This is a genomic window from Arthrobacter sp. NEB 688, assembly GCF_013201035.1.
Classification (GTDB): Bacteria; Actinomycetota; Actinomycetes; order Actinomycetales; family Dermatophilaceae; genus Phycicoccus.
In genome coordinates this window covers 3,253,191-3,279,845 of the sequence record NZ_CP053707.1, presented here as the reverse complement: position 1 = coordinate 3,279,845, position 26,655 = coordinate 3,253,191, and the positions used below count along the sequence as shown (strand labels likewise).

Annotated in this window: 29 protein-coding genes; 17 read left to right on the top strand and 12 right to left on the bottom strand. The window is 75.5% G+C overall.

Features of this window, described 5'->3' with window-relative positions; all coding sequences use genetic code 11:
* Window positions 1–170 precede the first annotated feature (170 nt).
* Window positions 171–425 carry an acyl-CoA-binding protein gene (locus HL663_RS15420; protein WP_173029190.1) on the top strand — a complete coding sequence of 85 codons (255 nt, stop codon included), beginning with the start codon at window positions 171–173 and terminating at the stop codon, window positions 423–425.
* On the opposite strand, the gene HL663_RS15415 is transcribed toward HL663_RS15420, so the two are convergent.
* Window positions 415–1,383 (bottom strand): GNAT family N-acetyltransferase, encoded by a 969-nt coding sequence (locus HL663_RS15415; RefSeq protein WP_173029189.1) that lies wholly within the window; start codon window positions 1,381–1,383, stop codon window positions 415–417. The two genes, HL663_RS15420 and HL663_RS15415, sit on opposite strands and share 11 nt — an antisense overlap.
* A gap of 212 nt (window positions 1,384–1,595) precedes the next feature.
* Between HL663_RS15415 and HL663_RS15410 the strand changes: the two genes are divergently transcribed.
* The 7 genes from HL663_RS15410 (at window position 1,596) to HL663_RS15380 (ending at window position 7,470) form a co-directional block, all read left to right on the top strand.
* A complete protein-coding gene (locus HL663_RS15410) occupies window positions 1,596–2,189 on the top strand; it encodes an ankyrin repeat domain-containing protein (protein WP_173029188.1) in 594 nt (197 codons plus the stop codon).
* A 33-nt stretch (window positions 2,190–2,222) separates the two neighbouring features.
* Complete coding sequence (locus tag HL663_RS15405; RefSeq protein WP_173029187.1) at window positions 2,223–3,242, top strand: 1-aminocyclopropane-1-carboxylate deaminase; 1,020 nt, start codon at window positions 2,223–2,225, stop codon at window positions 3,240–3,242.
* Window positions 3,239–3,931: a GNAT family N-acetyltransferase gene (locus HL663_RS15400; protein WP_173029186.1), complete on the top strand. Its 693-nt coding sequence runs from the start codon at window positions 3,239–3,241 to the stop codon at window positions 3,929–3,931. The genes HL663_RS15405 and HL663_RS15400 overlap by 4 nt, the downstream gene beginning before the upstream one ends.
* A 187-nt stretch (window positions 3,932–4,118) precedes the next feature.
* Window positions 4,119–5,861, top strand: coding sequence for a 2-isopropylmalate synthase (gene leuA / locus HL663_RS15395; RefSeq protein WP_173029185.1), 1,743 nt, complete (start codon window positions 4,119–4,121; stop codon window positions 5,859–5,861).
* A 6-nt stretch (window positions 5,862–5,867) separates the two neighbouring features.
* Window positions 5,868–6,734 carry a PfkB family carbohydrate kinase gene (locus tag HL663_RS15390; RefSeq protein WP_173029184.1) on the top strand — a complete coding sequence of 289 codons (867 nt, stop codon included), beginning with the start codon at window positions 5,868–5,870 and terminating at the stop codon, window positions 6,732–6,734.
* Window positions 6,735–6,764: 30 nt separating this feature from the next.
* Window positions 6,765–7,097 carry a VOC family protein gene (locus HL663_RS15385; protein WP_173029183.1) on the top strand — a complete coding sequence of 111 codons (333 nt, stop codon included), beginning with the start codon at window positions 6,765–6,767 and terminating at the stop codon, window positions 7,095–7,097.
* 28 nt (window positions 7,098–7,125) lie between these two features.
* On the top strand, window positions 7,126–7,470 hold the full coding sequence (locus tag HL663_RS15380) for an iron chaperone (protein ID WP_216842593.1): 345 nt from the start codon (window positions 7,126–7,128) through the stop codon (window positions 7,468–7,470).
* Window positions 7,471–7,480: 10 nt separating this feature from the next.
* Here the strand turns inward: HL663_RS15380 and HL663_RS15375 are convergent, their stop codons facing one another.
* On the bottom strand, window positions 7,481–8,107 hold the full coding sequence (locus HL663_RS15375) for an alpha-ketoglutarate-dependent dioxygenase AlkB (RefSeq protein ID WP_173029182.1): 627 nt from the start codon (window positions 8,105–8,107) through the stop codon (window positions 7,481–7,483).
* Between the two features lie 116 nt (window positions 8,108–8,223).
* Here HL663_RS15375 and HL663_RS15370 point away from each other — a divergent pair, with 116 nt between their 5' ends.
* Entirely contained in the window at window positions 8,224–8,904 is a 681-nt protein-coding gene (locus HL663_RS15370) for an SDR family NAD(P)-dependent oxidoreductase (RefSeq protein WP_216842592.1), read from the top strand.
* A 9-nt stretch (window positions 8,905–8,913) separates the two neighbouring features.
* On the opposite strand, the gene HL663_RS15365 is transcribed toward HL663_RS15370, so the two are convergent.
* Window positions 8,914–9,618: a hypothetical protein gene (locus HL663_RS15365; RefSeq protein ID WP_173029181.1), complete on the bottom strand. Its 705-nt coding sequence runs from the start codon at window positions 9,616–9,618 to the stop codon at window positions 8,914–8,916.
* Window positions 9,619–9,669: 51 nt separating this feature from the next.
* On the opposite strand from HL663_RS15365, the gene HL663_RS15360 reads away from it, so the two are divergent.
* The 3 genes from HL663_RS15360 (at window position 9,670) to HL663_RS15355 (ending at window position 12,412) form a co-directional block, all read left to right on the top strand.
* A complete protein-coding gene (locus HL663_RS15360; protein ID WP_173029180.1) occupies window positions 9,670–10,506 on the top strand; it encodes a DNA-3-methyladenine glycosylase family protein in 837 nt (278 codons plus the stop codon).
* Between the two features lie 377 nt (window positions 10,507–10,883).
* Window positions 10,884–11,609: a DNA repair protein RecO gene (gene recO, locus HL663_RS19210; RefSeq protein ID WP_216842591.1), complete on the top strand. Its 726-nt coding sequence runs from the start codon at window positions 10,884–10,886 to the stop codon at window positions 11,607–11,609.
* A 74-nt stretch (window positions 11,610–11,683) separates the two neighbouring features.
* A complete protein-coding gene (locus HL663_RS15355) occupies window positions 11,684–12,412 on the top strand; it encodes an isoprenyl transferase (RefSeq protein ID WP_286176065.1) in 729 nt (242 codons plus the stop codon).
* A gap of 22 nt (window positions 12,413–12,434) precedes the next feature.
* Here HL663_RS15355 and HL663_RS15350 read toward each other — a convergent pair whose 3' ends face one another.
* The 5 genes from HL663_RS15350 to HL663_RS15330 are packed head-to-tail and all read right to left on the bottom strand — an operon-like array spanning window position 12,435 to window position 15,937.
* A complete protein-coding gene (locus HL663_RS15350) occupies window positions 12,435–12,845 on the bottom strand; it encodes a Fur family transcriptional regulator (protein WP_173029179.1) in 411 nt (136 codons plus the stop codon).
* Window positions 12,842–13,852, bottom strand: coding sequence for a metal ABC transporter permease (locus HL663_RS15345; protein ID WP_173029178.1), 1,011 nt, complete (start codon window positions 13,850–13,852; stop codon window positions 12,842–12,844). The genes HL663_RS15350 and HL663_RS15345 overlap by 4 nt, the downstream gene beginning before the upstream one ends.
* Entirely contained in the window at window positions 13,849–14,649 is an 801-nt protein-coding gene (locus HL663_RS15340) for a metal ABC transporter ATP-binding protein (protein ID WP_173029177.1), read from the bottom strand. The genes HL663_RS15345 and HL663_RS15340 overlap by 4 nt, the downstream gene beginning before the upstream one ends.
* A complete protein-coding gene (locus HL663_RS15335; protein ID WP_216842589.1) occupies window positions 14,646–15,593 on the bottom strand; it encodes a metal ABC transporter substrate-binding protein in 948 nt (315 codons plus the stop codon). The genes HL663_RS15340 and HL663_RS15335 overlap by 4 nt, the downstream gene beginning before the upstream one ends.
* Window positions 15,594–15,652: 59 nt before the next feature.
* Window positions 15,653–15,937 carry a DUF6703 family protein gene (locus tag HL663_RS15330; RefSeq protein WP_173029175.1) on the bottom strand — a complete coding sequence of 95 codons (285 nt, stop codon included), beginning with the start codon at window positions 15,935–15,937 and terminating at the stop codon, window positions 15,653–15,655.
* 70 nt (window positions 15,938–16,007) lie between these two features.
* On the opposite strand from HL663_RS15330, the gene HL663_RS15325 reads away from it, so the two are divergent.
* Window positions 16,008–17,402, top strand: a complete 1,395-nt coding sequence (locus HL663_RS15325; RefSeq protein ID WP_173029174.1) for a glycine--tRNA ligase — start codon at window positions 16,008–16,010, stop codon at window positions 17,400–17,402.
* A 26-nt stretch (window positions 17,403–17,428) separates the two neighbouring features.
* Window positions 17,429–18,700, top strand: coding sequence for a hemolysin family protein (locus tag HL663_RS15320; RefSeq protein ID WP_173029173.1), 1,272 nt, complete (start codon window positions 17,429–17,431; stop codon window positions 18,698–18,700).
* 93 nt (window positions 18,701–18,793) lie between these two features.
* Here the strand turns inward: HL663_RS15320 and HL663_RS15315 are convergent, their stop codons facing one another.
* On the bottom strand, window positions 18,794–21,040 hold the full coding sequence (locus tag HL663_RS15315; RefSeq protein ID WP_173029172.1) for a hypothetical protein: 2,247 nt from the start codon (window positions 21,038–21,040) through the stop codon (window positions 18,794–18,796).
* 49 nt (window positions 21,041–21,089) lie between these two features.
* Here HL663_RS15315 and HL663_RS15310 point away from each other — a divergent pair, with 49 nt between their 5' ends.
* Complete coding sequence (locus HL663_RS15310; RefSeq protein ID WP_173029171.1) at window positions 21,090–22,862, top strand: hypothetical protein; 1,773 nt, start codon at window positions 21,090–21,092, stop codon at window positions 22,860–22,862.
* Between the two features lie 13 nt (window positions 22,863–22,875).
* Here the strand turns inward: HL663_RS15310 and HL663_RS15305 are convergent, their stop codons facing one another.
* Window positions 22,876–23,706 (bottom strand): sulfurtransferase, encoded by an 831-nt coding sequence (locus HL663_RS15305; protein ID WP_173029170.1) that lies wholly within the window; start codon window positions 23,704–23,706, stop codon window positions 22,876–22,878.
* A 56-nt stretch (window positions 23,707–23,762) separates the two neighbouring features.
* Here HL663_RS15305 and HL663_RS15300 point away from each other — a divergent pair, with 56 nt between their 5' ends.
* Window positions 23,763–24,491, top strand: coding sequence for an alpha/beta fold hydrolase (locus HL663_RS15300; RefSeq protein WP_173029169.1), 729 nt, complete (start codon window positions 23,763–23,765; stop codon window positions 24,489–24,491).
* A gap of 18 nt (window positions 24,492–24,509) precedes the next feature.
* On the opposite strand, the gene HL663_RS15295 is transcribed toward HL663_RS15300, so the two are convergent.
* Window positions 24,510–24,902, bottom strand: a complete 393-nt coding sequence (locus HL663_RS15295) for an MmcQ/YjbR family DNA-binding protein (RefSeq protein WP_173029168.1) — start codon at window positions 24,900–24,902, stop codon at window positions 24,510–24,512.
* A 61-nt stretch (window positions 24,903–24,963) separates the two neighbouring features.
* Here HL663_RS15295 and dusB point away from each other — a divergent pair, with 61 nt between their 5' ends.
* Window positions 24,964–26,181, top strand: a complete 1,218-nt coding sequence (gene dusB, locus HL663_RS15290; RefSeq protein WP_173029167.1) for a tRNA dihydrouridine synthase DusB — start codon at window positions 24,964–24,966, stop codon at window positions 26,179–26,181.
* A 19-nt stretch (window positions 26,182–26,200) separates the two neighbouring features.
* Here the strand turns inward: dusB and HL663_RS15285 are convergent, their stop codons facing one another.
* Entirely contained in the window at window positions 26,201–26,374 is a 174-nt protein-coding gene (locus tag HL663_RS15285; protein ID WP_169742091.1) for a hypothetical protein, read from the bottom strand.
* Window positions 26,375–26,655: the final 281 nt, after the last annotated feature.

The following is a 26,655-nucleotide window of genomic DNA, read 5'->3' as shown; positions in this document are numbered from 1 at the left end:
CACCCGCCTCCACATCTCGGGGTGACCCCGAGAAGTCCACGAGACCCCGGCTCGCAGCCGGGGTCTCGTGGACGTTCCGGGGTCTCGGGGCCGCCGGGCGCGACCGGCCGTCACCCGCCGCCACCGGCGAGCGCTGGCCCCGGGATGGTCCGCGGCCTAGAGTCGCCCGCATGGCCACCGAGGACGAGTTCCGCACCGCCGTCGAGGCGGTGTCCGGGCTGACGAAGGACCCGGGCAACGACACCAAGCTGCGCCTCTACGCGCTCTACAAGCAGGCCACCGCGGGCGACGTCGCCGGCAAGCGCCCCGGGATGATGGACTTCGTCGGCCGCGCCAAGCACGACGCGTGGGCCGCCGCCCGCGGCACCGATCCCAAGGCCGCCCGCACCGAGTACGTCGAGATCGTCCGCGGCCTCAGCGGCTGAGCGGAGGGTGGTCGCGCACGAGGTGCACCCACGTGGCCGCGACCCGCATCCCGACCCGCCGGTAGAGCCCGAGGGCGCCCGTGCGGCTGTCGGTCGACAGCTCGCTGCGGACCGCGCCGTGCTCCGCGGCGTTCGCGAAGCCGTCGGCGAGCAGGGCCTGCGCGAGGCCGCGGCCGCGGTGCGCGCGCGCCACGGCCACCTGGTCGACGAACCCGCACGCCCGCTCGTCGACGACGGTGAAGCAGGCCCCGACGACCTCGTCCCCGTGGGCCACGACCCGCAGGTTCCACGGCTCGAAACCGGAGCGGCGCACGGTGCCGGCCGCCCACTCGTCGTAGGTCTCACCGGTGCGGTCCGACCACTCGCCGAACGCGGTCTCGACGACCTCGTGCGCGGCGTGCCGGTCGGCGTCGGTCTCCGCGCTGCGCAGGGCGTACCCCGGAGGCAGCGGGCGGTCGGCGACGCGCGCCCCGGCCGGCAGCTCGAGGACCCACGAGGTCCAGCCGTCGCGGTAGCCGCGGCCCTCGAGCAGCCGGTGGCCCTCCGACCCGCGTGGCACGGTCTGGCCCACCGACGCCGCCCCCACGGCCCGCGAGCGTGCCTCGGCCCACGCGGCGAGCCACGACCCGACCCCGTGCCCGCGGGCGTGCGGGTGCACCGCGCCCTCGGCCCGGGTGCCGCGACGGGCGACCTCGACCGCCCCCACGAGCCGCCCGTCGCGCAGGACGCCGCGGGTGTCGGACGCGAGGTCCATGCTCGGGCGCGACCAGTCCGCCTCGATGTCGGCCCGTTCGAGGGCGATGACGCCGCTGTCCTCGAGCTGGGCGCTGGAGTACAGGAAGTACGCCGCGTCGAGGTCGCCCGCGGTCAGGGCACGCTCGGTGCACCCTGACGGCAGCGGCGGCAGCGGCGGCAGCGGCGGCAGCGGCGAAGCGGGCAGGTCGGGGGAGTGCGTCACGCCGCACAGGATGGCGGACGGGGCGCGCGCGTCGCACCCGTCTTTCGCCGCGGGGGCCCCCGGGCGAGGATGGGCGGGTGCGCGGAGCGAGAGCGGTGGCGGTCGGGGCGGCGGTGCCCGTGATCCTCCTCGCGGGGTGCTCCGCGGCCGGGGCGCCAACCCGCCCGTCACCACCGGCGGCGAGCGGGACGCCGTCGCGCACACTGGGGTCCGTGACCTCCGCCGACACCGACCTCCTCTCCGCCGCCTCGACGGGGGACGCCGACGCCGTGCGCGCCGCCCTCGACGCCGGCGCCCGCACCGAGGCCCGCGACGACCACGACCGCACGCCGCTGCTCCTCGCGGCCGCCGCCGACCACGTCGAGGCGGCCCGTGTCCTCGTCGCGGCCGGCGCCGACCCGGACGCCCTCGACGACCGCCACGACACCCCGTGGCTCGTCACCGGCGTCACCGGCAGCGTGGCGATGCTCGAGGTCCTCCTGCCCGCCGACCCCGACCTGACCCAGGTCAACCGCTTCGGCGGCGTCTCGGTCATCCCGGCCAGCGAGCGCGGGCACGTCGACTACGTGCGGCGCGTCGTGACGACGGGCGTCGACGTCGACCACGTCAACCGGCTCGGCTGGACCGCCCTGCTCGAGGCCGTCATCCTCGGCGACGGAGGAACGCGCCACCAGCAGATCGTGCGCATCCTCCTCGACGCCGGCGCCGACCCGTCCCTCGCGGACGGCGAGGGCGTCACCGCGCTCGAGCACGCCGAGCGGCTCGGGCGCACCGAGATCGCGCAGCTGCTCCGCGAACGGGGCTGACGCGCGACCCCGTCCCGGTGGTAGACCTGCGGCATGCGCCTGCACGAGATCCCGCGGTACCCGCTGACCTTCGGCCCGAGCCCGGTGCACCACCTGCGCCGGCTGAGCGAGCACCTCGGGGGCGCGCAGGTGTGGGCCAAGCGCGAGGACGTCAGCAGCGGGCTCGCCTACGGCGGCAACAAGGTCCGCAAGCTCGAGTACATCGTCCCGGACGTGCTGGCCAGCGGGGCCGACACCCTCGTCTCCATCGGTGGCTACCAGAGCAACCACACCCGGCAGGTCGCCGCGGTCGCCGCGCACCTCGGCCTGAAGTGCCGTCTCGTGCAGGAGAAGTGGGTGCCCTGGGACGACCCGGTCAACGACCGCGTCGGCAACATCCTGCTCTCGCGGATGATGGGCGCCGACGCGCGCCTCGACCCGGCCGGCTTCGACATCGGCATCCGTGACTCGTGGAAGGACGCCCTGCGCGAGGTCGAGGAGTCCGGCGGCACGCCGTACGCCATTCCCGCCGGGGCGAGCGAGCACCCCCTCGGGGGAGTCGGTTTCGCGAACTGGGCCTTCGAGGTCGCCGAGCAGGAGAAGGCCCTCGGGGTCACCTTCGACACGATCGTCGTCTGCACGGTCACGTGCTCGACCCACGCGGGGATGGTCGCCGGCTTCGCCGCGCTCGAGGACCTCACCGGCGTGCGCCGCCGGGTCATCGGCATCGACGCCAGCGCCACCCTCGAGAAGACGCGGGCGCAGCTGGAGCGCATCGCCCGGCACACGGCCGAGGTCATCGAGCTGGGTCGCGAGCTGCGCGACGACGAGGTCACCCTCCTGCCCGACTGGGCCGGGGACCTCTACGGCATCCCGGTCGACTCGACGATGGAGGCGATCCGCCTCGGGGCGCAGTACGAGGCGATGATCACCGACCCCGTCTACGAGGGGAAGTCGCTCGCCGGCCTCGTCGACCTCGTCCGCAGCGGCGACATCCCGAAGGACTCGACCGTGCTCTACGCGCACCTCGGCGGCCAGCAGGCGGTCAACGCCTACCACTCGCTCTGGACGTGAGCACGGTCCACCCGCTCGACGACGTCGCCCGGTCGGCGCTGACCGGGCCGCAGGCCGGGCTGGCGCGGGCCGCCGCCGGGGGACGGGCCCTGGGCTACCGCGACGGCATCGCGCCCTTCTGCGGGGTCGGCACCCTCGACGCCGACGGCTGGGACGCCCTCGCGGCGCTCGTCGGGCCGGGCGGCGTCGCGGTGCTCCTGCGCGGCGAGGTCCCGCCGACCCCGCCGGGATGGACCGAGCTCGTCCGCGAGCCGGGCACCCAGCTCGTCGCCGAGCGGCCCGTCGGACGGGTGGGGGAGAAGGGGGTCGTCGAGCTCGGCGACGCGGACTCGCCCGCGATGGTGCGCCTGGCCGCCGAGACCGAGCCCGGCCCCTTCGGCCCGACGAGCCACCTCGCCGGGCGCTGGTTCGGCGTGCGCCGCGAGGGTCGTCTCGTCGCGATGGCCGGCGAACGGATCCGGCCGCCCGGCTGGGGCGAGGTCTCGGGCGTCTGCGTCGCGGCGGACGCGCGCGGCGCGGGCCTGGGCGCGCTCGTGACCCGCGCCGCCGCGGGCGCCATCGAGGAGCGGGGTGACCGGGCGGTGCTGCACACGCGCCAGGGCAACGACGGCGCCGACCGTCTCTACGCGCGCCTCGGGTTCACCGTCCGGCGCCGCGTCGCCGTCGTCGTCCTGCGCCGCGAGGCGTGAGGCGGGTGGCCGAGTGGTGGACACAGCCCTCGCCACCTCGTGACCCCTGTGGCATGCTCGACGTGTGCGTTCCTCGCGCCTCCTCCTTCGCTGCCGCGGCGGGGCCTGACATCGGCCGCCCCTCGTCGCGGAGTTCCTGCTGCACCCGGCCGGTCCACCGCAGACGAGACGAAGGCGTAGCACAGAGATGAAGCACCCCCAGAAGACCTCCGGGATGCCGACGGCGAAGTACCTGCCGTTCCAGGACCAGATCGAGGTCCACCTCCCCGACCGCACCTGGCCCGACCGGGTGATGACGAAGGCGCCGCGCTGGTGCGCCGTCGACCTGCGCGACGGCAACCAGGCGCTCATCGACCCGATGGACTCCGAGCGCAAGATGCGGATGTTCAAGCTCCTCGTGCGGATGGGCTACAAGGAGATCGAGGTCGGCTTCCCGAGCGCCAGCCAGACCGACTTCGACTTCTGCCGCGAGCTCATCGAGGGCGGGCACATCCCCGACGACGTGACGATCCAGGTCCTCACCCAGAGCCGCGACCACCTCATCGAGCGGACCTTCGACGCGATCCGCGGCAGCAAGCAGGCGATCGTCCACTTCTACAACTCGACCTCGGTCCTCCAGCGCCGCGTCGTCTTCGGGATGAGCGAGGACGGCATCGTCGACATCGCGCTCCAGGCGGCGCGCCTGTGCCGCAAGCTCGAGGAGACCGTGCCCGAGACCGACGTGTACTACGAGTACTCGCCCGAGTCCTACACGGGCACCGAGCTCGAGTTCGCCGTGCGCATCTGCAACGAGGTCATCGACGTCATCGACCCGACGCCGGACCACAAGATGATCATCAACCTGCCGGCGACCGTCGAGATGGCGACGCCCAACGTCTACGCCGACAGCATCGAGTGGATGGTGCGCCACCTCGACCGGCGCGAGTCCGTCGTCGTCAGCCTCCACCCGCACAACGACCGCGGCGAGGGCGTCGCGGCGGCCGAGCTGGGCTACCTCGCGGGGGCGGACCGCATCGAGGGCTGCCTCTTCGGCAACGGCGAGCGCACCGGCAACGTCTGCCTCGTGACCCTCGGGATGAACCTCTTCAGCCAGGGCATCGACCCCGAGATCGACTTCTCCGACATGGCCGACGTGCGCCGCACCGTCGAGTACTGCACCCAGCTGCCCGTCCACGAGCGCCACCCGTGGGGCGGCGACCTCGTCTACACGGCCTTCTCCGGCTCCCACCAGGACGCCATCAAGAAAGGCCTGGAGGACATGGAACGCCGGGCGAAGAGCAAGGGCACGAGCATCGACGACCTCGACTGGGGCGTGCCGTACCTGCCGATCGACCCGCACGACATCGGCCGCTCCTACGAGGCCGTGGTCCGGGTCAACAGCCAGTCGGGCAAGGGCGGCGTCTCGTACCTGCTCAAGGCCGAGCACGGTCTCGACCTGCCGCGCCGCCTCCAGGTCGAGTTCAGCCACGTCGTCCAGCGGCGCACCGACACCGAGGGCGGCGAGCTCTCCGGCGCCGAGATCTGGGCGATGTTCGCCGACGAGTACCTCCACGCCGAGACGCCCGACCACCGCTGGGGCCGCCTCAGCCCGGTCCGCTCGACGATCGCCGGCTCCGACGACGGCACGGACGTCATCGACGCCGTGATCCGGGTCGACGGGGTCGACACCCCGGTGCACGGCCGCGGCAACGGGCCGATCGACGCCTTCACCGCCGCGCTGGCGACCCTCGACGTCGACGTGCGCGTCCTCGACTACCACGAGCACGCGCTGTCGGCCGGTGGGGACGCCCGGGCGGCGGCGTACGTCGAGTGCGCGGTCGGCGACCGGGTCCTCTGGGGCGTCGGGCTGCACGAGTCGATCGTCAAGGCGTCGCTGCGGGCCATCCTCTCGGCGGTCAACCGCGCCGAGCGCGCTCCCGCCGAGGGCTGAGCGCCGGTGTCCGGCACGGTCCTCGCGTGCGGGCTGGCGACGGTCGACGTCGTCCAGGTCGTCGAGGCCGTGCCGGGCGCGGACGAGAAGGTCGTGGCCCTCGCCGCGGAGGTGACCGCGGGCGGGCCGGCGTGCAACGCGGCCCTGACCGCCGCCGCCCTCGGCGTGCCGACGCGGTTCGTCGGGGCCGTGGGCAGCGGCCCGCTGTCGGCGGTGGTCCTGCGCGACCTCGCCGTCGGGGGCGTGGCGCTCACCGACCTCGCACCGGCCGCGTTCGAGCCGCCGCTGTCGACCGTGCTCGTCACCCGGGCGACGGGCGAGCGGGCAGTGGTGTCGCGCAACGCGGTCGGGGTGGACGGCCTCGCGGTGCCGTCGGGGTCCGCGCTCGACGCGCTGCTGGAGGGGGTGGCGGCCGTGCTCGTCGACGGGCACCACCTGCCGGTCGCGGTGGGTGTCGCGCGGGCGGCCCGGCGGCGCGGCATCCCCGTGCTCCTCGACGGCGGGTCCTGGAAGCCGGGGCTCGAGGAGCTGCTCGCCGAGACCGATCTCGCCGTCCTGTCGTCGGCCTTCGCGACGCCCGACGGGGGTGGCCTCGAGGCGGTGCTCGCGGCCGGTCCGTCGTGGGGCGCGGTGTCCGACGGCGCCGGCCCGGTCCGCTGGCGCTGGGCCGGAGGGGTCCACGGCGAGGTGCCCGTGCCGGTGGTCGACGTCGTCGACACCCTCGGCGCCGGCGACGTCCTGCACGGCGCCCTCCTCGCCGAGCTCGGGCGCGGCGCCGCCGACGACCTGCCCGCCGCCCTCGCCCGCGCGGTCGACGTCGCGTCCCGGTCGGTCTCCCACCCCGGGGCGATGGGCTGGGCCCGCCACCGATGAGTTCTCGTCGTGCGCGAGGTCTGCCCTGACATGGACCCGATCCTCGTGATGCCCAACCTCCGCGTCTCCGACCTCGCCGCCGCCGAGGGCTGGTGGTCGACTCTCGTCGGCCGAGGGCCCGACGAGCGCCCGATGGACGGGCTGCTCGAGTGGCGACTCGGTGCGGGTGCGGGGCTCCAGGTGTGGCGCGAGCCCGAGGCGGCCGGGCGCTCCGGCTGCACCATCTCGGTCACCGACCTCGACGCCGTCGCCGCGCGGTTGACGACGGCCGGTGTCGCGCACGAGGGTGTGGAGCAGGCGAGCAGCGTGCGCATCCTGCGGCTCGCCGACCCGGACGGCAACCGCGTCGTCCTCACCGACTGACGTGCGCCCGAGCGAGCAGGAGGACCCGGTGGCCGACACCGTCGACGAGTACCTGACCGGCTTCGAGGGCGAGGTCCGCGAGCGGCTCGACGCGATGCGCCGCACCGTGCGCGAGGCGGCGCCGGACGCGGTCGAGTCCATGGCCTACGGGATGCCCGCCTACAAGCTCGACAAGAAGCCGCTCGTCTACTTCGCCGGCTACGACCGGCACGTCGGCTTCTACGCGACCCCCAACGGGCACGAGGCCTTCGCCGACGAGTTCGCCCGCTACAAGCAGGGCAAGGGCTCCGTGCAGCTGCCGCTCGACGAGCCGCTGCCGCTCGACCTGGTCCGCCGGGTCGTGGAGTTCCGCGTCGCGAGCATCCGCGGCTGACGCCGTCCGCTCAGCGCACCCCGCGGACGCGGAACTGGATGCTGATCCGCGGGCCGACGGGGCGCGAGGTCTTGGGCACCGCGTGGTCCCAGGTGCGCTGGCAGGCCCCGCCCATCACGAGGAGGTCGCCGTGCCCGGCGGCGAAGCGGCGGGAGTGCCCGCCCTCGCGGGGGCGCAGCAGCAGGTCGCGCGGCGCGCCGACGGAGAGGATGGCGACCATCGTGTCCTGGTCGCGGCTGCGCCCGATGCGGTCGCCGTGCCAGGCGACGGAGTCGTGGCCGTCGCGGTAGAGGCAGAGGCCGGCGGTGACGAACGGCTCGCCGAGCTCGGCGGCGTAGTGGGCCGAGAGGGCGTCCCGGGCCTCCTCGAGCGCGAGGTGGGGGAGCGGGTCGCCCTCGCCGTAGAAGGACAGCAGGCGCGGGGTGTCGACGACGCTGTCGTACATCTGGCGACGCTCGGCGAACCACGGGACGTCGCGGCGCAGCGCCTCGTAGAGCTCGTCGGCACCCCCGACCCAGCCCGTGCGCTCGTCGACCCACGCGTCGTGGTCGAGCACCGTGCGCCGCACCGACCCGCCGAGCGGCCGGACCTCGATGCCGTCGGCGAGGTCGAGGAGGGAGCCCTGGAGCACTGCCATGGCGAGAGCGTAGCCGGGAATCGAACACCTGTCCACGACGCGCCCACGTTCGACGCCGCAGGTCGGGGCGGGTCCGCGGGCCCGGCACGGTGGTCGCCCGCTGCGAGAGTGACGGCATGAGCGAGGAGAACGCACAGGTCGTGGCCGTCGTCGGGGCCTCCGGGGTGCTCGGCGGGCTCGTCGCCCGCGGGCTGCAGGAGCGCGGCGCCACCGTCGTGGCCGTCGGTCGCGACGCCGGGCGGCTCGGCGAGGCCGTCCCCGGGGCGGCGCAGGTCGTCGGCGAGATCGGGGACGCCACGCTCGGCGACCGGCTCGTCGCGCACTGCCGGGACGAGCACGGTCGGCTCGACGGGGTCGTCAACGCCGCGGGGGTCGTCGCGTTCGGGTCGCTCGTCGACACCGACGACGCCGTCATCGAGGAGCTCTTCCTCACCGACGTCATCGGCCCGCTCTTCCTCGCGCGCCGGGTGCTGCCGGCGCTCGCGGAGACCAAGGGGTACCTCGCGAACCTCAGCGCCGTCGTCGCCGAGGCGCCGCTGCCCGGGATGGTCGCCTACGCCGCGGCGAAGGCCGCCCTGACCGCCGCGGACCGCGCGCTGGCCCGCGAGGCGCGCCGCACCGGGGTGCAGGTCATCGACCTGCGGCCGCCGCACACCGAGACCGGGCTCGCGACCCGGCCGCTCGCGGGCGCCACGCCGTCGCTGCCGCAGGGGCTGGCGCCGGAGCGCGTCGCCCAGGTCGTGCTCGACGCGATCGAGCGGCGCACGGCCGAGGTCGCGTCGGGCGACTTCGCCTGAGCGGCAGACCTACTCCTCCTCGTCGGTGGCCTTGCTGTCGTCCGCGGCGTCCTCGTCCTCGTCGTCGTCCCACGTGATCGCCAGCGACGAGCCGTACGCGCTGCCGGACATCGGCCCGTAGGCGAACCAGCCGCCCCCGTCGGCACCCGGGGGCGGAGGCGGGTCCCAGAGGACCTGCTCGCGGGTGGCGGCCTCGCGCAGCGGGCCCAGGGGCAGGGTGGCCACGCTCTCGGGGACGCCGAGGTGGTCCCAGCGCACGACGAGCTCGACCGACTCGCCCTCGGGGAACGGGTGGATCCACCACGAGCGGGACGAGCGCAGGGTGTCGCCCTGGCCGCTCGTCTGCGCGAGCGTCGACGGGCCGGCCTCCTCGTCCGGCGCAGCGTGCGGGGGGCGGTGGCCCAGCCGCGTCCCGTCGGCGAGCCGGAGGCCGAAGCGGGGCTCCTGCTGCTCCCAGATGCGGGCCACGTCGTCCACCGGGCGGGTGCTGCCCGGACGCACCCAGGTCTCGACCTCGACCTCGAGCCCGCGGGTGAAGGCGCGGGCTCGCGTGGCGCGGACGACGACGTCGGGGCCGGTGAAGATCTCGACGTCGAGGGGGACGGTCACGCCGACGACGTGGCGCGGCGGCATCCACGGGATGTCGTACTCCGGCTGCTCGTCGTGCTCCGCCTCGGGCTCCGGCCACGGGTCGAAGAAGGGCTGCTGCGTCATCCCGGCAGCGTAGGGCCGAGCGGTGTCACCGGGGTGGGGTTGGATGGCCGGGTGCCCACCGCCCCCGTGACCGAGGAGGTCGTGACCTCGCCGGTCGACGTGCCGGCGCTGCGGGCGTGGGTCGTGGCGCACGCCGTCGACGGGGTGGAGACCTCGACCTCCGGCGCGGACGGCAGCGTGCTTCGGCGGCCGGTGGGGGAGTCGTGGCTCGAGGTGGTGCTGCCGGCGTCGGGCCCGCCGGTGCTGCGGTCCGCCGGGCCGGGTGCGGCCGGGGCGCTGGAGGTCGGACGGCGGTGGCTGGGGCTCGACCTCGACCCGGCGCCGGGCGTCGCCGCGCTCGCCGACGACCCCGTGCTGGGCGGGCTGGTGCGGGCGCGGCCCCACGTCCGTGTCCCGGGGGCGCCCGACCCGTTCGCCGCCGCCGTGAACGTCGTGCTCTGGCAGCACGTGTCGCTCGCGGCCGGGCGGGTGTTCGCCGGCCGGCTGGCCGCGCTCCTGCCCGTCTCGCCCGCGGCCCTGGCGGCGGCCGACCCGGACGTGCTGCAGCGCGAGGTGGGGGTGACCGGTGCCCGGGCGCGCACGCTCGTGGCGCTCGGGGCCGCGGTGGCGGGTGGGCTGTCGCTCGAGCCGGAGGCCGACGCCGGTCTGCGGGCGGTCCGGCGGGCGGAGCTGCTCGCGCTGCCGGGGGTCGGTCCGTGGACCGCCGACCTCGTGATGATGCGCTGCCTGCGCGACCCCGACGTCTTCCTGCCCGGCGACCTCGTCCTGCGCAAGGCGCTCGGCGGGCTGCCGGCGCGGGAGGCGGCGCGCCTGGCCGAGGCCTGGGCCCCGCACCGCAGCCTCGCCGTCGTCCACCTCTGGACCCACCACGCCCTCGACCCGCGCTGACGCCGGCGCTGACCGGGTCGCCGTCGCCGGTGGGCGCGAAGGTCGGGCGGGGGTGGTGGCGTCCCTCGTGGCGCCAGACGTGGGGTGATCACCCCACCTCCGGCGCCACCGACCGCGCCTCGGCGCGCTCCGGATCTCGATCAGCCGGCACGTGCGGGGTTCTCTTGGCTCGGGGCGCTGCCGGACAGCGATGACTCGGCACGTGCGGCGTTTTCGTGGCTCGGGAGGCCGGCGGACGGCGACAACCCGGCACGTGCGGGGTTTTCGTGGCTCGGGGCGCTGCCGGACAGCGATATCCCGGCACGTGCGGGGATGCCGGGGTGGGTCGTCGGCGGGGCGAGGCCGTGGATGTCGGTGCGGGGGCGGATGATGGTCCGGTGCCCCTCTACCGCGACGAGGCGATCGTCCTGCGCACCCACAAGCTGGGTGAGGCCGACCGCATCGTCACCGTCCTGTCCCGGCGCCTGGGCAAGCTCCGGGTCGTCGGCAAGGGCGTGCGCCGGACCCGCTCGCGGTTCGGGGCGCGGCTCGAGCCGGGCATGCACATCGACGTCCAGTGCTACGAGGGCCGCACGCTCGACACCGTGACCCAGGTCGAGACGCTCGACCCCTGGGGCGAGGCCATCGCCCGCGACTACCCGGCGTGGACGGCCGCCACCGCGGTCCTCGAGACCTGCGACCGGCTGACCGAGGAGCGCGAGCCCGCCCTCCAGCAGTACCTGCTCCTCGCCGGCGCCCTGCGCAGCCTCGCCCACCGCGAGCACGACGCCGGGCTCGTCCTCGACGCCTACCTCCTGCGGGCGATGGCGATCGGCGGGTACGCCCCGAGCTTCCACGACTGCGCCAAGTGCGGCGCCCCCGGCCCGCACCGTGCCTTCCACGTCGCGGCCGGCGGCGCGGTGTGCCCGGTCTGCCGAGCCCCCGGCTCGACGGCGCCGCACCCCGACACCCTGCGCCTGCTCGCCGCGCTCCTCGCCGGGGACTGGGCGCTCGCCGACGGCGCCGACCCCCGCCAGCGCCGCGAGGGCAGCGGCCTCACCGCGGCCTTCCTCCAGTGGCACCTCGAACGCGGCATCCGCAGCCTCCGTATGGTGGAGCGGTGAGCGGCCCCACCCCCTACGAGCGCCCCTTCCCGCACCCGAGCGGTGCGCAGGCCCCGGTCATCGAGGCCTCCCGGATGCCGCGCCACGTCGCCGTCGTCATGGACGGCAACGGCCGCTGGGCCAACCAGCGCGGGCTCGCGCGCACCAAGGGTCACGAGGCCGGCGAGGCCGCGCTCCTCGACGTCGTGGCGGGCGCCATCGAGGTCGGGGTCACGCACCTGTCGGCGTACGCCTTCAGCACCGAGAACTGGAAGCGCAGCCCCGACGAGGTCCGCTTCCTCATGGGCTTCAACCGCGACGTCATCCGACGTCGGCGCGACCAGCTGCACGCCTGGGGCGTGCGGATGCGCTGGGTCGGCCGCCGCCCCCGCCTGTGGGGCTCGGTCATCAAGGAGCTCGAGACCGCGCAGGAGATGACGCAGCACAACACCGGTCTCACGCTGTACTTCTGCGTCAACTACGGCGGCCGCGCCGAGATCGGCGACGCCGTGCAGCGCATCGCCGAGGACGTCGCCCGCGGCCGGCTCACGGCGCGCAGCGTCGACGAGCGCACGGTCGCGCGCTACCTCCCCGAGCCCGACATGCCCGACGTCGACCTCTTCGTGCGCAGCTCCGGGGAGCAGCGCACGAGCAACTTCCTCCTGTGGCAGAGCGCCTACGCCGAGATGGTCTTCCAGGACCGGCTGTGGCCCGACTACGACCGGCGCGACCTCTGGGCCGCGGTCGAGTCCTACGTCGACCGCGAGCGCCGGTACGGCGGCGCCGTCGACGCCCCGGGCGCGCCCGGCACCCCGGCCGGCTGAGCGACCCCGCTCCCGATCCCGCTCAGCGGCGGGCGGCGCACTGCGCGCAGAGGCCGTCGATCTCGACGGTGTGGCGCACCTGCGTGAAGCCGTGCTCGGCGGCGACGGCCTCGGCCCACCGCTCGACGGCGTCGCCGGTGACCTCGACGGCCAGGCCGCACGAGCGGCACACGACGTGGTGGTGGTGGTCGTCGGTCGCGCACGAGCGGTAGACCGCCTCGCCGTCGGCGGTGCGGATGACGTCGACCTCGCCGTCGGCGGCCATCGCCTGGAGGTTGCGGTAGACGGTCGCCAGCCCGACCCGGGTGCCGTCGCCGGCCATCGAGGAGTGGATCTCCTGCGCCGAGCGGAACTCGACGGTGCCGGTGAGGGCCTCGGCGATGGCCGCGCGCTGCCGGGTGGGCCGGCGGGCGGCCTGCGTCTGCTCGGTCATCGGGTCCCTGCCTCCTGCGGCCGGTCGTGCTCGGGTGCGTGGTGGTGGCCGTGCTCGTCGTAGTGGCCCCCGTGGACGGCGTGCCGGTGCCCGTCGTGGAGGTAGTCGACGTGGTCGTCGTGCTCGACGGCGTCGTGCCCGCAGCGGGGCCCGTGCTCGTGGTCGTGTCGCTCGGCGCGCCGGTGCGCGGCCCGGCGGGCGCGCTCGAGCAGCGCCGTGGCGACGGTGACGGCGAGGAAGAGGCCGATGGCGACGAGGACGATGGTGCCGCCGGACGGGGTGCCCGCCTCGTACGACACCGCGACGCCGCCGACGCTCGACACGACGCCGACGAGCACCGCCCAGCGCACGCTCGCCCCGAAGCTGCGGGCCAGCAGCTGGGCCGTCGCGTTGGGGACGATCATCAGCGCGCTGATGAGCAGGAGGCCGACGATGCGCATCGAGACGACGACCGTCAGCGCCGTGAGCACCGCGAGCACCAGGTTGTAGGCGAGCACCGGCAGGCCGGCCGAGCGCGCGTACTCCTCGTCGTTGGCGACCGCGAAGAAGCGCTGCCGCAGCACGGTCGTCACGACGAGCACGGCGACCGTGAGGGCGGCGAGCAGGACGAGGTCGCCGCCGCTCGTCGTGAGGATGGCCCCGAAGAGGTAGGCGGTGAGGTTCGAGGGGTTGCTCGCGGACGATCGGGCGATGAGCACGACGCCGAGCGCGATGCCGCCGTAGAACATCACCGCGAGGGCGACGTCGCCGCTCGTGCGGCCGCTGGCGCGGATCAGCTCGATGGCGATGCCGGCGAGCACGGCCGCGACGAGGGCGGTGAGCACCGGCTGCGAGCCGGTGAGGATGCCGACGGCGACACCGGCGAGCGCGACGTGGCCCATCCCGTCGCCGATGAGCGACATCCGGCGCTGGACGAGGAAGGTGCCGACGAGCGGCGCCGCGATCCCGGCGAGCAGGGCGGCGACGAACGCCTGGCGCATGAAGTCGAGGGCGAGCATCTCGCTCACGGGTGCACCTCCCGGGGCGCGTCGAACGGGCCGCCGACCGGGGCGGGTCGCACCGGCGCGTGGTCGTGGTGGTGGTGGTCGCCTCCGGGCGCGTGCGCCGCGAGGTGGGCGGCGTACTCCGGTGGCGTGCCGTCGAAGTCGAGGTGGCCGTCGTCCATGCAGACGATGCGGGTGACGACGTCGCGCAGGGCGTCGAGCTCGTGGGTGACGATGAGCATCGAGGTGCCGTCGGCGGCGAGGGTGCGCAGGGTGTCGGCGAGGGCGTCCTGGCTCGCGCGGTCGACCCCGGCGGTCGGCTCGTCCATCACGAGGAGGTCCGGCCGGCCGGCGAGCGCCCGGGCGATGAGCACCCGGCGCTGCTGCCCGCCGGAGAGCGAGGCGACCTCCTCGTCGGCGCGGTCGGCGAGGCCGACGGCGGCGATCGAGGCGGCGACGACCTCGCGGTCGGTGCGCCCGGCCGGCTTCCACCACGGGCGGTGCGGCAGCCGCCCGACGGCGACGATCTCGGCGACGGTGGCGCGCACGGTGGCCGACAGCGAGTGGCGCTGCGGCACGTAGCCGATGCGCGTGTGGTCGTGCAGCTGCTCGCGCGGCACCCCGAGCAGGCGGACCTCGCCGCCCTGGTGCTCGGTCAGCCCGAGCAGACCGCGGACGAGGGTCGACTTGCCCGAGCCGTTGGGCCCGAGCAGCGCGACGACCTCGCCCGGGTGGACGGCGAGGTCGACGCCGGAGACGACCGTGCGGTCGGCGTACCCGAAGGCCGCCGACCGCAGGTCGATGAGGGGGGCGTCGCTCACCGGCACTGCTGGCCCTTCTCGAGGGTCGCGAGGTTGCTGCGCATCACCTCAAGGTAGTCCGTGCCCTTCGAGGCGTCCGTGATCCCCTCGAGGGGGTCGAGGACCTGCACCGTGGCGCCGGTCTCGCGGGCGAGGGTGTCGGCGAGGGCGGGGGAGACGAGGGTCTCGCTGTAGACGGTCTTCACGCCGTGCTCCTCGATGTGCGCGGCGAGGTCGCGCAGGGTCGCGGCGTCCGGCTCGGCGTCGGGCGAGATGCCCGCGATGCCCTCCTGCGAGAGGCCGTAGCGCTGGGCGAGGTAGGCGAAGGCGGCGTGCCCGGTGACGAGCTCCTTGCTCGCGCACTGCGCGAGGCCGGTGCGGAACTCGCCGTCGAGGGTCTTCAGCTGCTCGACGACCTTGACGGCGTTGGCGCGGTAGGTGGCGGCGTGCTCGGGGTCGGCCGTGGCGAAGCGTTCGCCGACGGCCGTGGCGACCTTCTCGAAGCGCACCGGGTCGAGCCAGAAGTGCGGGTCCTGGCTGCCCTCGTGCGCGTGGTCGGCGTGCTCGTCGGCGCTCTCGCCCGCGTGGTCGTGGCCCTCCTCGCTCGCGGTGAGGCTGAGGTCGGCGTCCACCGAGACCTCGAAGCCGGCGTCCTTCGCCTGGCTCGCGACGGCGTCGTCGACGGCCGGCTGGAAGCCCTTCAGGTAGAGGACGACGTCGGACTGTGCGAGCTCCCCGACGTCCTTCGGGGTCAGCTCGAGGTCGTGCGGCTCGGCGCCCGGCTTGGTGAGCGAGCGGACGTCGACGAGGTCGCCCCCGACCTGCTGCGAGACCCACTGCAGGGGGTAGAAGGCCGCCGACACCTCGAGCGCGGCGTCACCGCCGCCCGTGCCGGAGTCACTGCTCCCGCATCCGGCGAGCACGAGGAGTGGGGCGGCGGCGAGGGTGGCGAGAGCGCGCTTCATGACAACGATTCTCATTCGGGATGAGAACGGTTGTCAAATCGCCGCCGGCGGCGGTGGCGTCAGGAGCGGGGGAAGGCCTGGGTCAGGAGGATCGCGACCATGATCGCGACGACGGACAGGCGCATGAGCCGCTCGGCGGTCGACAGCCGCGGCCAGGCGAGGGCGAGGATCCAGGCCAGCAGCAGGACGACGACGCCGATGAGCAGCCAGCCCGGCGACGGCAGGAGGACGCCGGCGACGACGAGCACGAGCACGAGGAGGAACGGGAGCGCCCGGGGCAGGGCGTCCAGCCGGCGCAGCGCGGGCAGGCTCGCCCGCTCGAAGGACTCGCGGAGGGTCGACACGGTGGGTCAGCCTACGGGCCGGGGGCAAACCGGTTCGGAGCGCCCCGCCGCCCCTGTATAGCCTTGCGCCATGGCTGCCCCCACCTCCGTCGTCGACACCGTCGTCTCCCTCTGCAAGCGCAGGGGCTTCGTCTTCCCGTGCGGCGAGATCTACGGAGGCACGCGCTCGGCGTGGGACTACGGGCCCCTCGGCGTCGAGCTCAAGGAGAACATCAAGCGGCAGTGGTGGCGCAGCACCGTCACGAGCCGTGACGACGTCGTCGGCCTCGACTCCTCGGTCATCCTCCCGCGCCAGACGTGGGAGGCCTCCGGCCACGTCGCGACCTTCTCCGACCCGCTCGTCGAGTGCCTCTCGTGCCACAAGCGCTTCCGCGCCGATCACCTCCAGGAGGCCGTCGCGGAGAAGAAGGGCCTGGAGAACCCGGACGACGTCCAGCTCGCCGACGTCGCATGCAGCAACTGCGGCACCCGTGGCCAGTGGACCGAGCCGCGCCAGTTCTCCGGCCTGCTCAAGACCTACCTCGGCGTCGTCGAGGACGAGTCGGGCCTGCACTACCTGCGCCCCGAGACCGCGCAGGGCATCTTCCTCAACTTCCTCAACGTCATGCAGTCCTCGCGCAGGAAGCCGCCGTTCGGCATCGCCCAGACCGGCAAGAGCTTCCGCAACGAGATCACGCCGGGCAACTTCATCTTCCGCACCCGCGAGTTCGAGCAGATGGAGATGGAGTTCTTCGTCAAGCCCGGCGAGGACGAGGAGTGGCACCAGTACTGGATCGACGAGCGCACCCGCTGGTACACCGACCTCGGCATCGACCCGGACAACCTGCGCCACTTCGAGCACGCCCAGGAGAAGCTGAGCCACTACTCCAAGCGCACCGTCGACATCGAGTACCGCTTCCGGTTCGCCGGCAGCGAGTGGGGTGAGCTCGAGGGCATCGCCAACCGCACCGACTTCGACCTGACGACGCACAGCAAGCACTCGGGCACCGACCTCGTGTACTTCGACCAGGCCAGCGGCGAGCGCTACACGCCGTACGTCATCGAGCCGGCGGCGGGCCTCTCGCGCTCGCTCATGACCTTCCTCGTCGACGCCTACACCGAGGACGAGGCGCCCAACACCAAGGGCGGGGTCGACAAGCGGGTCGTGCTCAAGCTCGACAAGCGCCTCGCCCCGGTCAAGGCCGCGGTGCTGCCGCTCTCGCGCAACGCCGACCTCTCGCCGAAGGCCCGCGACCTGGCTGCGACGCTGCGCCGCAGCTGGAACATCGACTTCGACGACGCCGGCGCCATCGGCCGCCGCTACCGCCGCCAGGACGAGATCGGCACGCCGTTCTGCATCACGGTCGACTTCGACACCCTCGACGACCACGCCGTGACCATCCGCGAGCGCGACACGATGACGCAGGAGCGGGTGGCCCTGGACCAGGTCGAGGGCTGGCTCGCGCAGCGCCTCGTCGGCTGCTGACGCCGGCCCCTGCGGACTGACCGACCGTGCCTCCCGTCCTGGGCGACATCGCGCTCGTCGTCGTGTTCGTCCTGGTCGGAGGCGTGTTCTCCGGCACCGAGCTGGCGCTCGTCTCGTTGCGCGAGAGCCAGCTCGTCCAGCTGGAGCGGCAGGGCCGTCGCGGCGCGAAGGTCGCCAGCGTCGCCCGCAACCCCAACCGCTTCCTCGCCGCCGTGCAGATCGGCGTCACCTTCGCCGGCTTCCTGTCGGCGGCGTTCGGCGCCTCCACGATCTCGCCGTACCTGACACCGGTGCTCGTGGGATGGGGGCTGCCCGAGGGCGCTGCCGCGACGGTCTCGCTCATCGCGCTGACCGTCGCCATCGCCTACGTCTCGCTCGTGCTCGGCGAGCTCGTGCCCAAGCGGATCGCCCTGCAGCGCTCGACCGCCGTGGCCCTGCTCGTCGCCCCCGGGGTCGACCGGTTCGCCGCGGTGATGCGGCCGGTCATCCGCCTGCTGTCGGTCTCGACGGACGCGGTCGTGCGGCTGCTCGGGCTGGACCCCAAGGCCTCGGGCGAGGAGATCTCGGAGGAGGAGCTGCAGCACCTCGTCACCTCGACCGACGCCATCCCGGCCGACCGCCGCGCCGTGCTCGGCGAGGTGTTCAGTGCCGCGCAGCACTCGATGACCGAGGTGATGACGCCGCGGCACGAGGTCGCCTTCCTCGACGCCGACCTCGAGCTGCCGGCGGCGGTCGCCGCGGTCGCCGGCCGGCCGCACTCGCGCTACCCGGTCATCGGCACCGACTTCGACGACGTCCTCGGGTTCGTCCACGTCCGCGACCTGCACGAGGCGGCCGGCGGCGACGCCCGCACGGTGCGGGACGTGACGCGGCCGATCGTCGCGCTGCCCGGCACCAACCGGCTGCTGCCGTCGCTGACGACGCTGCGCCACGAGCGGGCGCACATCGCCGTCGTCGTCGACGAGTACGGCGGCACCGACGGCATCGTCACGCTGGAGGACCTCGTCGAGGAGCTCGTCGGCGAGATCTGGGACGAGCGCGACGTCGTGCCGCGCGAGGCCGTCGACCCGGACGGCGAGGTGCTCGACGCCCGCTCGACGCTCGAGGACTTCGCGGAGCGGACCGGGCTCGAGCTGCCGGACACCGGGGCCTACGAGACGGTCGGCGGGTTCGTGCTGGCGCAGCTCGGGCGGGTCGCCGTGGCCGGTGACCGGGTCCCGGTGCAGGACAGGGTCATCGAGGTGCTCGAGGTCGACGGCCACCGCATCGGCCGGGTCCGCCTCCTCCGCCCCGTCTGACCCCTCGTCCTCCCGCGAACGTGTGTGAAGAACGTCGACATGCCGAGCTTCTGCACACACGTTCGGGGTGAGGGCGGGGACGGACGGGCGCCGTCAGTCGTCGTCGCCCCAGGTGGCCCAGACGGCCTCGGCCTCGTCGACCCGCCCGGCGCGGTCGAGGGCGCGGGCGAGCGCCGCGGCGACCTCGACCTGCTCCTCCCGCAGCCCGGCCCCGCCGAGGACGTCGAGCGCCTCGCGCAGGACGACCTCGGCCTCGTCGAGCCGCCCCGCCTCGGCGAGCAGGACCCCTCGCTCGGCGCGCAGGACGAGCGCGAAGTCGCCGCCGACGAGCGCCTCGGCGCGCCCGAGCCGGGCCAGCGCCTCGTCGAAGCGGCCCGCGCCGGCGAGGACGTGCGCGCCCTCGCGCAGGACGTCCGGCTCGAGGACCTCGGCGTCGAAGGGCTCCTCGCCGTGCCGCTCCTCGGGCAGCCGGGCGGCCAGGGTCGCGACGTCGCCGAGCACGGCGTCGAGCGCGGCCAGCCCGCCGTCGACGTCACCGGACTCGGCCCGCACGGAGGCCCGTGAGCGCAGCGCCTCGAGGAGCACCGGGAGGGTCTGGCTGCGGCGGGCCAGGGCGACGGCGGCGTCGAGGTCGGTGGCGGCGACGTCGAGGTGCCCGCCGTCCCAGGCGGCGGTGCCGGCGCGGTAGCGGGCGTGGCTGGACTCCTCCAGGCGGCCGGCCTCCTCGAAGGCGTCGCCCGCGACGACGAAGGCGCCCCGGGCGGGCTCCCACGCCCCGAGGGCGAGCGAGGCGTTGCCGAGCGCCCACGCGGTGGGGCCGACGAGCTCGGGGGCGTCGCGGCGGACGACGGGCAGCGCCGCGGCGAGCAGCTCGGCGGCCTCGGCGGGGCGCCCCTGCTCGACCCACGCGAGACCGAGGTGGCGCTGGGCGACGGCCAGCGAGAGCGGGTCGCGCAGGCGGACGGCGAGCGCGAGGGCGTCCGCGGCGCGGGTCTCGAGCCCCTCCCAGTCGGCGCGGTCGACGAGCAGGTCGCACCAGGCGAAGAGCACCGCGGTGCGGGCGCCGTCCGGCACCCCCGGGGCGGCGGCCGCCCGGGCGTAGAGGCGGTCGGCGGCGGCGAGGTCGCCGGCGGCCCGGGCGACGCGGGCCCGCAGGTCGAGGACCTGGGCGACGAGCACCGGGTGGCCCGCCGCCAGGCGCTCCGCGGTGTCGAGGAGACGGTGCCCGGCGAGGGTGTCCCGGGCGAAGGTCGGCGGGGCGGCGTCGAGCAGGCAGAGGGCCTGCCGGGCGGGCTGCCCGAGGCGCTCGTAGGCCTCGGCGGACCGCAGCAGCTGGTCGGCGGCGTCGTCCGGGCGGACCGAGAGCGCGTACCAGCGCCGGCTCGCCGCGGCCGCCTCGGCCCGGCCGTGGGCCTCGAGCTCCTCGACGGCCTCGAGGGCGCGACGACGGGCGCGCGCCGCCTCCGGGGACCCGGCGCCGGCGGACGCGGCCTCGCGGGCGTCGAGCACGGCCAGCTCGCCGCGGGCGTGGGCGGCGCCCTCGTCGTCGCCGCCGCGCTCGGCGGTGGCCACGGCCTCGTCGAGCCGCAGGCGCTCGCGCACCGGGTCGCGCAGGAGGTGCACCGAGCTGCGGTCGAGCAGGGAGGCGGCCGCCCAGTGCTCCGGCCGGGTCAGCAGCGGCAGCGCCTGCTCGCGGGTCTCGAGCCATCCGTGCAGGAGCCGCTCGAGGGCGGGGTCGAGGGTGCGTCGCCAGGCGCGGGCGCGCGCGGCGATGGCGACGACCTCGTCGCCGCTGCCCGGGGCGCGCAGCCCGCCCTCGCCGCCCGGAGGTCGCGGCAGCCGGGTGGGCGGCAGGGTCGGGCCGCCGACGACCGCCCGGTCGTCGTGCGCGGCCGCGAGGGCCCGGCGGTCCGCGTCGTCGACGCACAGCGCCTGCGCGAGGTCCTCGAGCCGGGCGCGGGCCGCGTCGACCTCGTCGTGCGCGACGCGGGCGGGGACCATCCCGAGGCGGATGCCGTGGGCGAGCGTCCAGGCCGCGGACGCGGCGAGCCAGCGCCGCTCGGCGGGGTCGCCGAGGGCCTCGACGCGGTCGACGCGCGGCAGGAGCAGGTCGAGGGCGCGGTCGGTGTTGCCCAGCAGCACGACGGTGCGCAGGCAGGCGGCGAGACCGACGCCGTCGTCCGGCGCGGCGGCGAGCACCGGCCACGCCTCGCGCCACGCCGCGACGGCCGTCTCGGGGTCACCCGAGCGGGCCGCCGCCTCGGCCCCGAGGGCCAGCGACCTCGCCCGGTCGACCTCCTCGCGGTCGGTGCCGGGCCGGACCTGCGATGCCTGCGCCATGGGCTCGATGCAACCAGATCGGTGCGACGATGTCGCCAGGAGGTGGCGGATGTCGGGCGAGGAGGCCGGGCGGGCGGCGCGGGCCGGGTTCGCGGAGTTCGCCTCCGCCCACGAGGGGCTCGCGGTGCGCTCCGCCGTGATCGTCTGCGGGGATGCCCGCACGGGCGAGCGCGTGGCTCTCGAGGCCCTGACCGCCGTCGCGCTCGGCTGGGCCGCCGCGCGCGAGGAGGGTCCCGAGTCGGCCCTGCGCCACGAGCTGCACCGCCGGGCCCTGGCCGCCGTGGAGCGCCGACCGCAGCACGGTCCGGCCACCGGGCCGACCCCTGACGACGACACCGACGTCGCGGCCGATGCCGACGCCGACGCCGACGTCGTCGAGGTGCGGCGGGCCGCCGTGCGTCGGGCCCTGGTCGGTCTCACACCGCGGCAGCGGTCGGTCGCCGTGCTCACCTGGCTCGAGGACCGCCACCCCGGCGACGTCGCGCTCGTCCTCGACCGACCCCTCACCGAGGTGCACGCCGACCTCGCCGTCGCGCAGGACGCGCTGGAGGGCGCGGCCCTGGGCGCCGGCGGCGACGACGCCCACCCGTGGGCCCTGCTCGCGCTCGTCGCCGACGAGGTCGACGAGCCGCCGGTCGCCGTGGCCGCCGGGGAGGCCGCCGACCGGCGCCGCCGCGTCCGGCGCCGGGGCGCGCTGCTCGGGGGAGCGGCCCTCGTCGCGGGGGTCGCCGGCGCCTTCGCGCTCGGCGGCGACCCCGAGGCCCCGGCTCCGAGGCCCCGTCCGACGACGAGCGAGGGCGACGGCCGGCTCACCCGGGTCGACGTCGCGGGCATCGGGGTGTTCCTCGCCCCCGTCGACGAGAGCCGGCTCCCGCTCTACCCGGACGCCCCGGAGCTCGCCCTGCCGCAGCGGCTCGGCCCGGGCACCGACCGGCCGCTCGAGCTGCTGTCGGCCGCCGGGTCCTCGGCGTCGGTCCGCGCCGCCTTCCTCGTCCAGGTCGAGGACGGCCGCTACCAGCCGGCCCTCTTCCTGCCCCGGCAGACCCCGTCGAGCCTGCTCGTCCCGATGGCCCCGCTGCGCCCGACGGCCGACACCGCGGGCGCCGCGGGGGTCCCGCTCGGCCCGCGCACGATCGACACCGACCGCCACCGCCTCGTCTTCCCGCAACCGGGGGCGGTCGTCGTCCTCGAGGTCCGCAGCGCCCGGACCTTCCGCTTCCCGGTGCGCGACGAGAACCTCGTGACCGCCGGCTGGGCCCCGGACGGGCACACCGTCGTCGCGACGAGCAGCACCGGCCGGTGGCTCGTCGACACCCGCCGGAGCACGGTCGTGCGCGCCGGGGGCGAGGTCGTGCCCGGCTGGGCCGACATCGGGGTCTCGGGCGGCCGGCCGATGATCCGCACGTTCTCGGGGGCCGGGCGGCTGCTCTCGCTGCGCTCGCTCGACGGCCCGGAGGTCGACACCTACGGCGAGGCCATCTCCAACATCGAGGGATGGGCCTGCCGCGCAACGTTCTTCGGCGCCTCCAACGCCACCCTCGGCCGGATGCAGGGGCTCATCGCGGCCCAGTCCGACACCCGCCCGCAGCCGCGCATCCTCGCCGCCCCCAACGACGCACCCCTGTTCGCCTACCGGCCGCTCGGGTGGGGCCCGCGCGACACCGTCCTCCTGGAGTCGCGCTCGACCGGGCCGGAGGGCCGGGTCCGCCGGGTGCTGGCGTGGGACGTCATCGAGGGGCGGATGTACCGGGTGGCGGAGGTCGACCCGCCCCGGCGGGATCCCGCTGCCGTGCAGGCGTTCACCGGCGCCTGGGCGCTCTGACGCGCGCCGGCCGTCAGGGAGTCGGGCCGGTGGCCCGCGGGCGGGACGGGTCGGCGATCCAGCCGCTCCACGAGCCGACGTAGGGCACGGCGTCGATGCGGACCTCGTGCAGCGCGAGGGCCATCTGGGCGGCCGTCACGCCGGATCCGCACGACGTCCCGACCGGGGTGTCGCGGTGGACGCCCGCCGCGGCGGCGACCTCGCGCAGGCGCGCGGGCGGCAGGAACGTGCCGTCGGCGGCGAGCATCTCGGTCATCGGCAGGTTGACCGCGCCCGGCACGTGCCCGGCCTCGGGGTCGATCGGCTCGACCTCGCCGCGGTAGCGCTCGGGGGCGCGCACGTCGAGCAGGACACCGTGGCGGGCCATCGCGGCGGCGCCGTCGGCGTCCAGCACGGGCACCGACCCGGCGCGCACGACGAGGTCGCCGGGCTCGGGGGAGGGGACGTCGGTCGTCACCGGCTCGCCGGCGCGCACCCACGCCGCGAGGCCGCCGTCGAGGACCCGCACCTGCGGGTGCCCGGCCCAGCGCAGCACCCACCAGGCGCGCGCGGCCGAGAGCGAGGTGCGCTGGTCGTAGACCACGACCTCGTCGTCGTCGCCGACCCCGCACGCCCGCAGCGCCGCCTGGAGGACCTCCGGGTCGGGCAGCGGGTGGCGGCCACCGGCGCCGGGCGGGCCGGCGAGCGCGGTGTCGAGGTCGAGGAACGGCGCCCCCGGCAGGTGCCCGGCCGCGTAGAGCTCGCGACCCGGCGTGCCGGTCAGGGCGTACTGCACGTCGAGGACGCGGACCTCGCCCCGCGAGCGCGCGGTCGCGAGGTCGTCGGCGGTGATGAGGGCGCTCACCCGGCCATCCAACCACCGGCCGCCGGCCGCGGGCGGGGGTGCGGGAGGATGGCGCCGTGCCCCGCCCCGTCCGGCTCGTCCTCGTCCACGGCTCGCAGCTGAGCCACGCGATGTGGGCCCGCTACGAGGCGCTGCTCGGCCCGGACGTCGAGCTCGTCCTGCCAGACCTGCCGGCGCACGGCAGCCGTCGCGGCGAGACGTTCTCGTGGGAGTCCGCGCTCGCCGTCGTCGGGGAGGCCGTCGAGGGCGGCGACCCGGACGTGCCGGTCGTCCTCGCCGGTCACAGCCTGGGCGGCTACCTCGTGATGGCCTGGGCGGCACGGCATCCCGACCGGCTCGCCGGGCTGGCGCTGCTCGGGGCGTCCGCCGTCCCGGCCGGTCCGGGCGCCGCGCTGTACCGGGCCATCGCCGGCGTCGAGCAGCGGCTCGGGGCCGACCGGATGTCCCGCGCGCTCGACCGCCAGTTCGACACGATGCTGCCCCCGGCGTTCGCGGCGCTGCTCAAGGAGGCCGGCTACGGGTTCGACGGCATCCCCGCCGCGTGGGCCGGCGTCATGGGGGAGTGCCGCCCCTCGATGCTCGCCGAGGTCACCGCGCCGGTGCTCCTCGTCAACGGGCAGCTCGACCAGCTGCGCGTCGACGCGCGCCGCTTCCGCCGGGCCGCGCGCTCCGCGCCGTGGGTGCACGTCGTCACGGTGCGGCGCGGGCTGCACGTCTTCCCACTGACGCACCCGGCCGAGACGGTCGCCGCCCTCTGGGAGCTCGTCGCGTGGGCGCGGCGCTGACCGGGTCGGCCGCCGGGGTCAGCGGGCGTCGAGCGCCCTGACCCGGCGCACACCGGCGGTCTGCCGGTACGAGGACTCGACGAGCTCGGCGACCTCGTCCCAGTCGGTCGTGGCGTCGAGGTCGAGCCCCAGCCATCCGGACGGGCCGAGGTAGGCCGGCAGCCAGACGCGGGGGTCGTGCAGGAGGGCCTCGCGCTCGACGGGGTCGGGGAGGACGAGGACGGCCTGCTCGTGCTGCTCCCAGTCGCCGTCGACCCGGCGCGAGCCGCCGAAGTACGCGAACACCTTCGTCGTGAAGAACGCCGGGTGGCCGTGGCTGACCTTCTCGGCCGCGTCCGGCAGCGCGAGCGCGACCCCGCGCAGGCGGTGCAGCAGCGGGTCGTCCTCGTCGAACATCGGCGGGTGCGCCATCGCGTCACGGTAGCGGCCGATTCACGGATCCGGCCCTCCCTCGGCGACAATGGACGGCGCCATGACCGCCACCACCGCCCCCACCACGTCCGCGCCCGTGCTGCCGCCGCTGCGCATCGGCAAGCACGTCGTCGAGTCGCCCGTCGTCCTCGCGCCGATGGCCGGCATCACCAACCGCGCCTTCCGCCGGCTGTGCCGCGAGTACGGCGCGGCCGGGCTCGAGGCCGGTGGGGCGTCGGGGGCGACGAGCCTCTACGTCGCCGAGATGGTCACCTCGCGGGCGCTCGTCGAGCGCACCCCCGAGACGATGCGCCTCATCTCGCACGACCCGCAGGAGCACCCGCGCTCGGTGCAGCTGTACTCGGTCGACCCCGCGACGGCCGGTCTCGCCGCGCGGATGCTCGTCACCGAGGACCGCGCCGACCACATCGACCTCAACTTCGGCTGCCCCGTGCCCAAGGTGACGCGCAAGGGCGGCGGCTCGGCCCTGCCGTGGAAGACCGACCTGCTCCGCGGCATCGTCCGCGCGGTCGTGCGCGAGGCGGCGCCGTACGACGTGCCGGTCACGGTCAAGATGCGCGTCGGCATCGACGCCGACCACGTCACCTACCTCGACGCGGGCCGCATCGCCGAGGCCGAGGGCGTGGCCGCCGTGGCGCTGCACGGGCGCACCGCCGCGCAGTCCTACTCCGGCCAGGCCGACTGGGAGGCGATCGCCCGACTCAAGGAGGCCGTGACGACGGTGCCGGTGCTCGGCAACGGCGACATCTGGTCCGCCGAGGACGCCCTCGAGATGGTCCGGCGCACCGGCTGCGACGGCGTCGTCGTCGGGCGCGGCTGTCTCGGGCGGCCGTGGCTGTTCACGGACCTGGCTGCCGCCTTCGCCGGGTCCGGCTACCGGGTCGAGCCGGGCCTGCGCGAGGTGACGTCGGTGCTGCGCCGGCACGCGGAGTACCTCGTCGAGTTCTACGACGGCGACGAGCTGCGCGGCTGCCGCGACATCCGCAAGCACATCGCCTGGTACCTCAAGGGCTTCCCGGCGGGCTCGACGGTGCGCAGCCAGCTGGCGCTCGTCGACTCCCTCGCGGCGCTCGACGACCTCATCGCGACGATGGACCTCGACGCGCCGTGGCCCGGCGAGCCGGCCGAGGGGCCGCGCGGCCGGGCGGGCTCGCCGCGCGTGGTCGCGCTGCCGGAGAACTGGCTGCTCTCGCGCGAGCTCGACGACGCCCAGCGGGCGCAGGTGGCCCAGGCCGAGCTGTCGGTCTCCGGGGGCTGACCCCGGGTCCGGCTGCGCGTCAGGCGTGGTCGGTGTCGCGGCCGAAGACGCCGACGGCGATCCACGCCAGGGCCACGACGACCCCGCCGATCGCCGCGTAGCCCTTCGGCGCGCCGCCGTCGAAGAGCGCGAAGCTCGCCCCGTAGAGCAGGGTGATGGCGAGGGCGGCGAACGACAGGTAGCGGCGGTTCATGTCCTCGACCCTACGGGCGTGCCGACCGCGTCCGGGTCCACCGGGAGGTGGACCAGCGTGTCCACCGCCCGGGCGAGCCGCGCCCGGATGCTCCCGGGCCGCGCAGGACCTCCCGGGTGCCGCGGGACCTTCCGCGTGGCCGCGCCCCGGCCGTCGGGGCTGCGCGGTGTCGGTGGGCGCGAGTACGCCTTGGTTCGTGTCCCGTCCATTCTCGCCGCTGTCGATGCTGCCTCGCCTCAGCCCTGAAGACATCGACAGGATGGAACACGTCGCACTCCGGC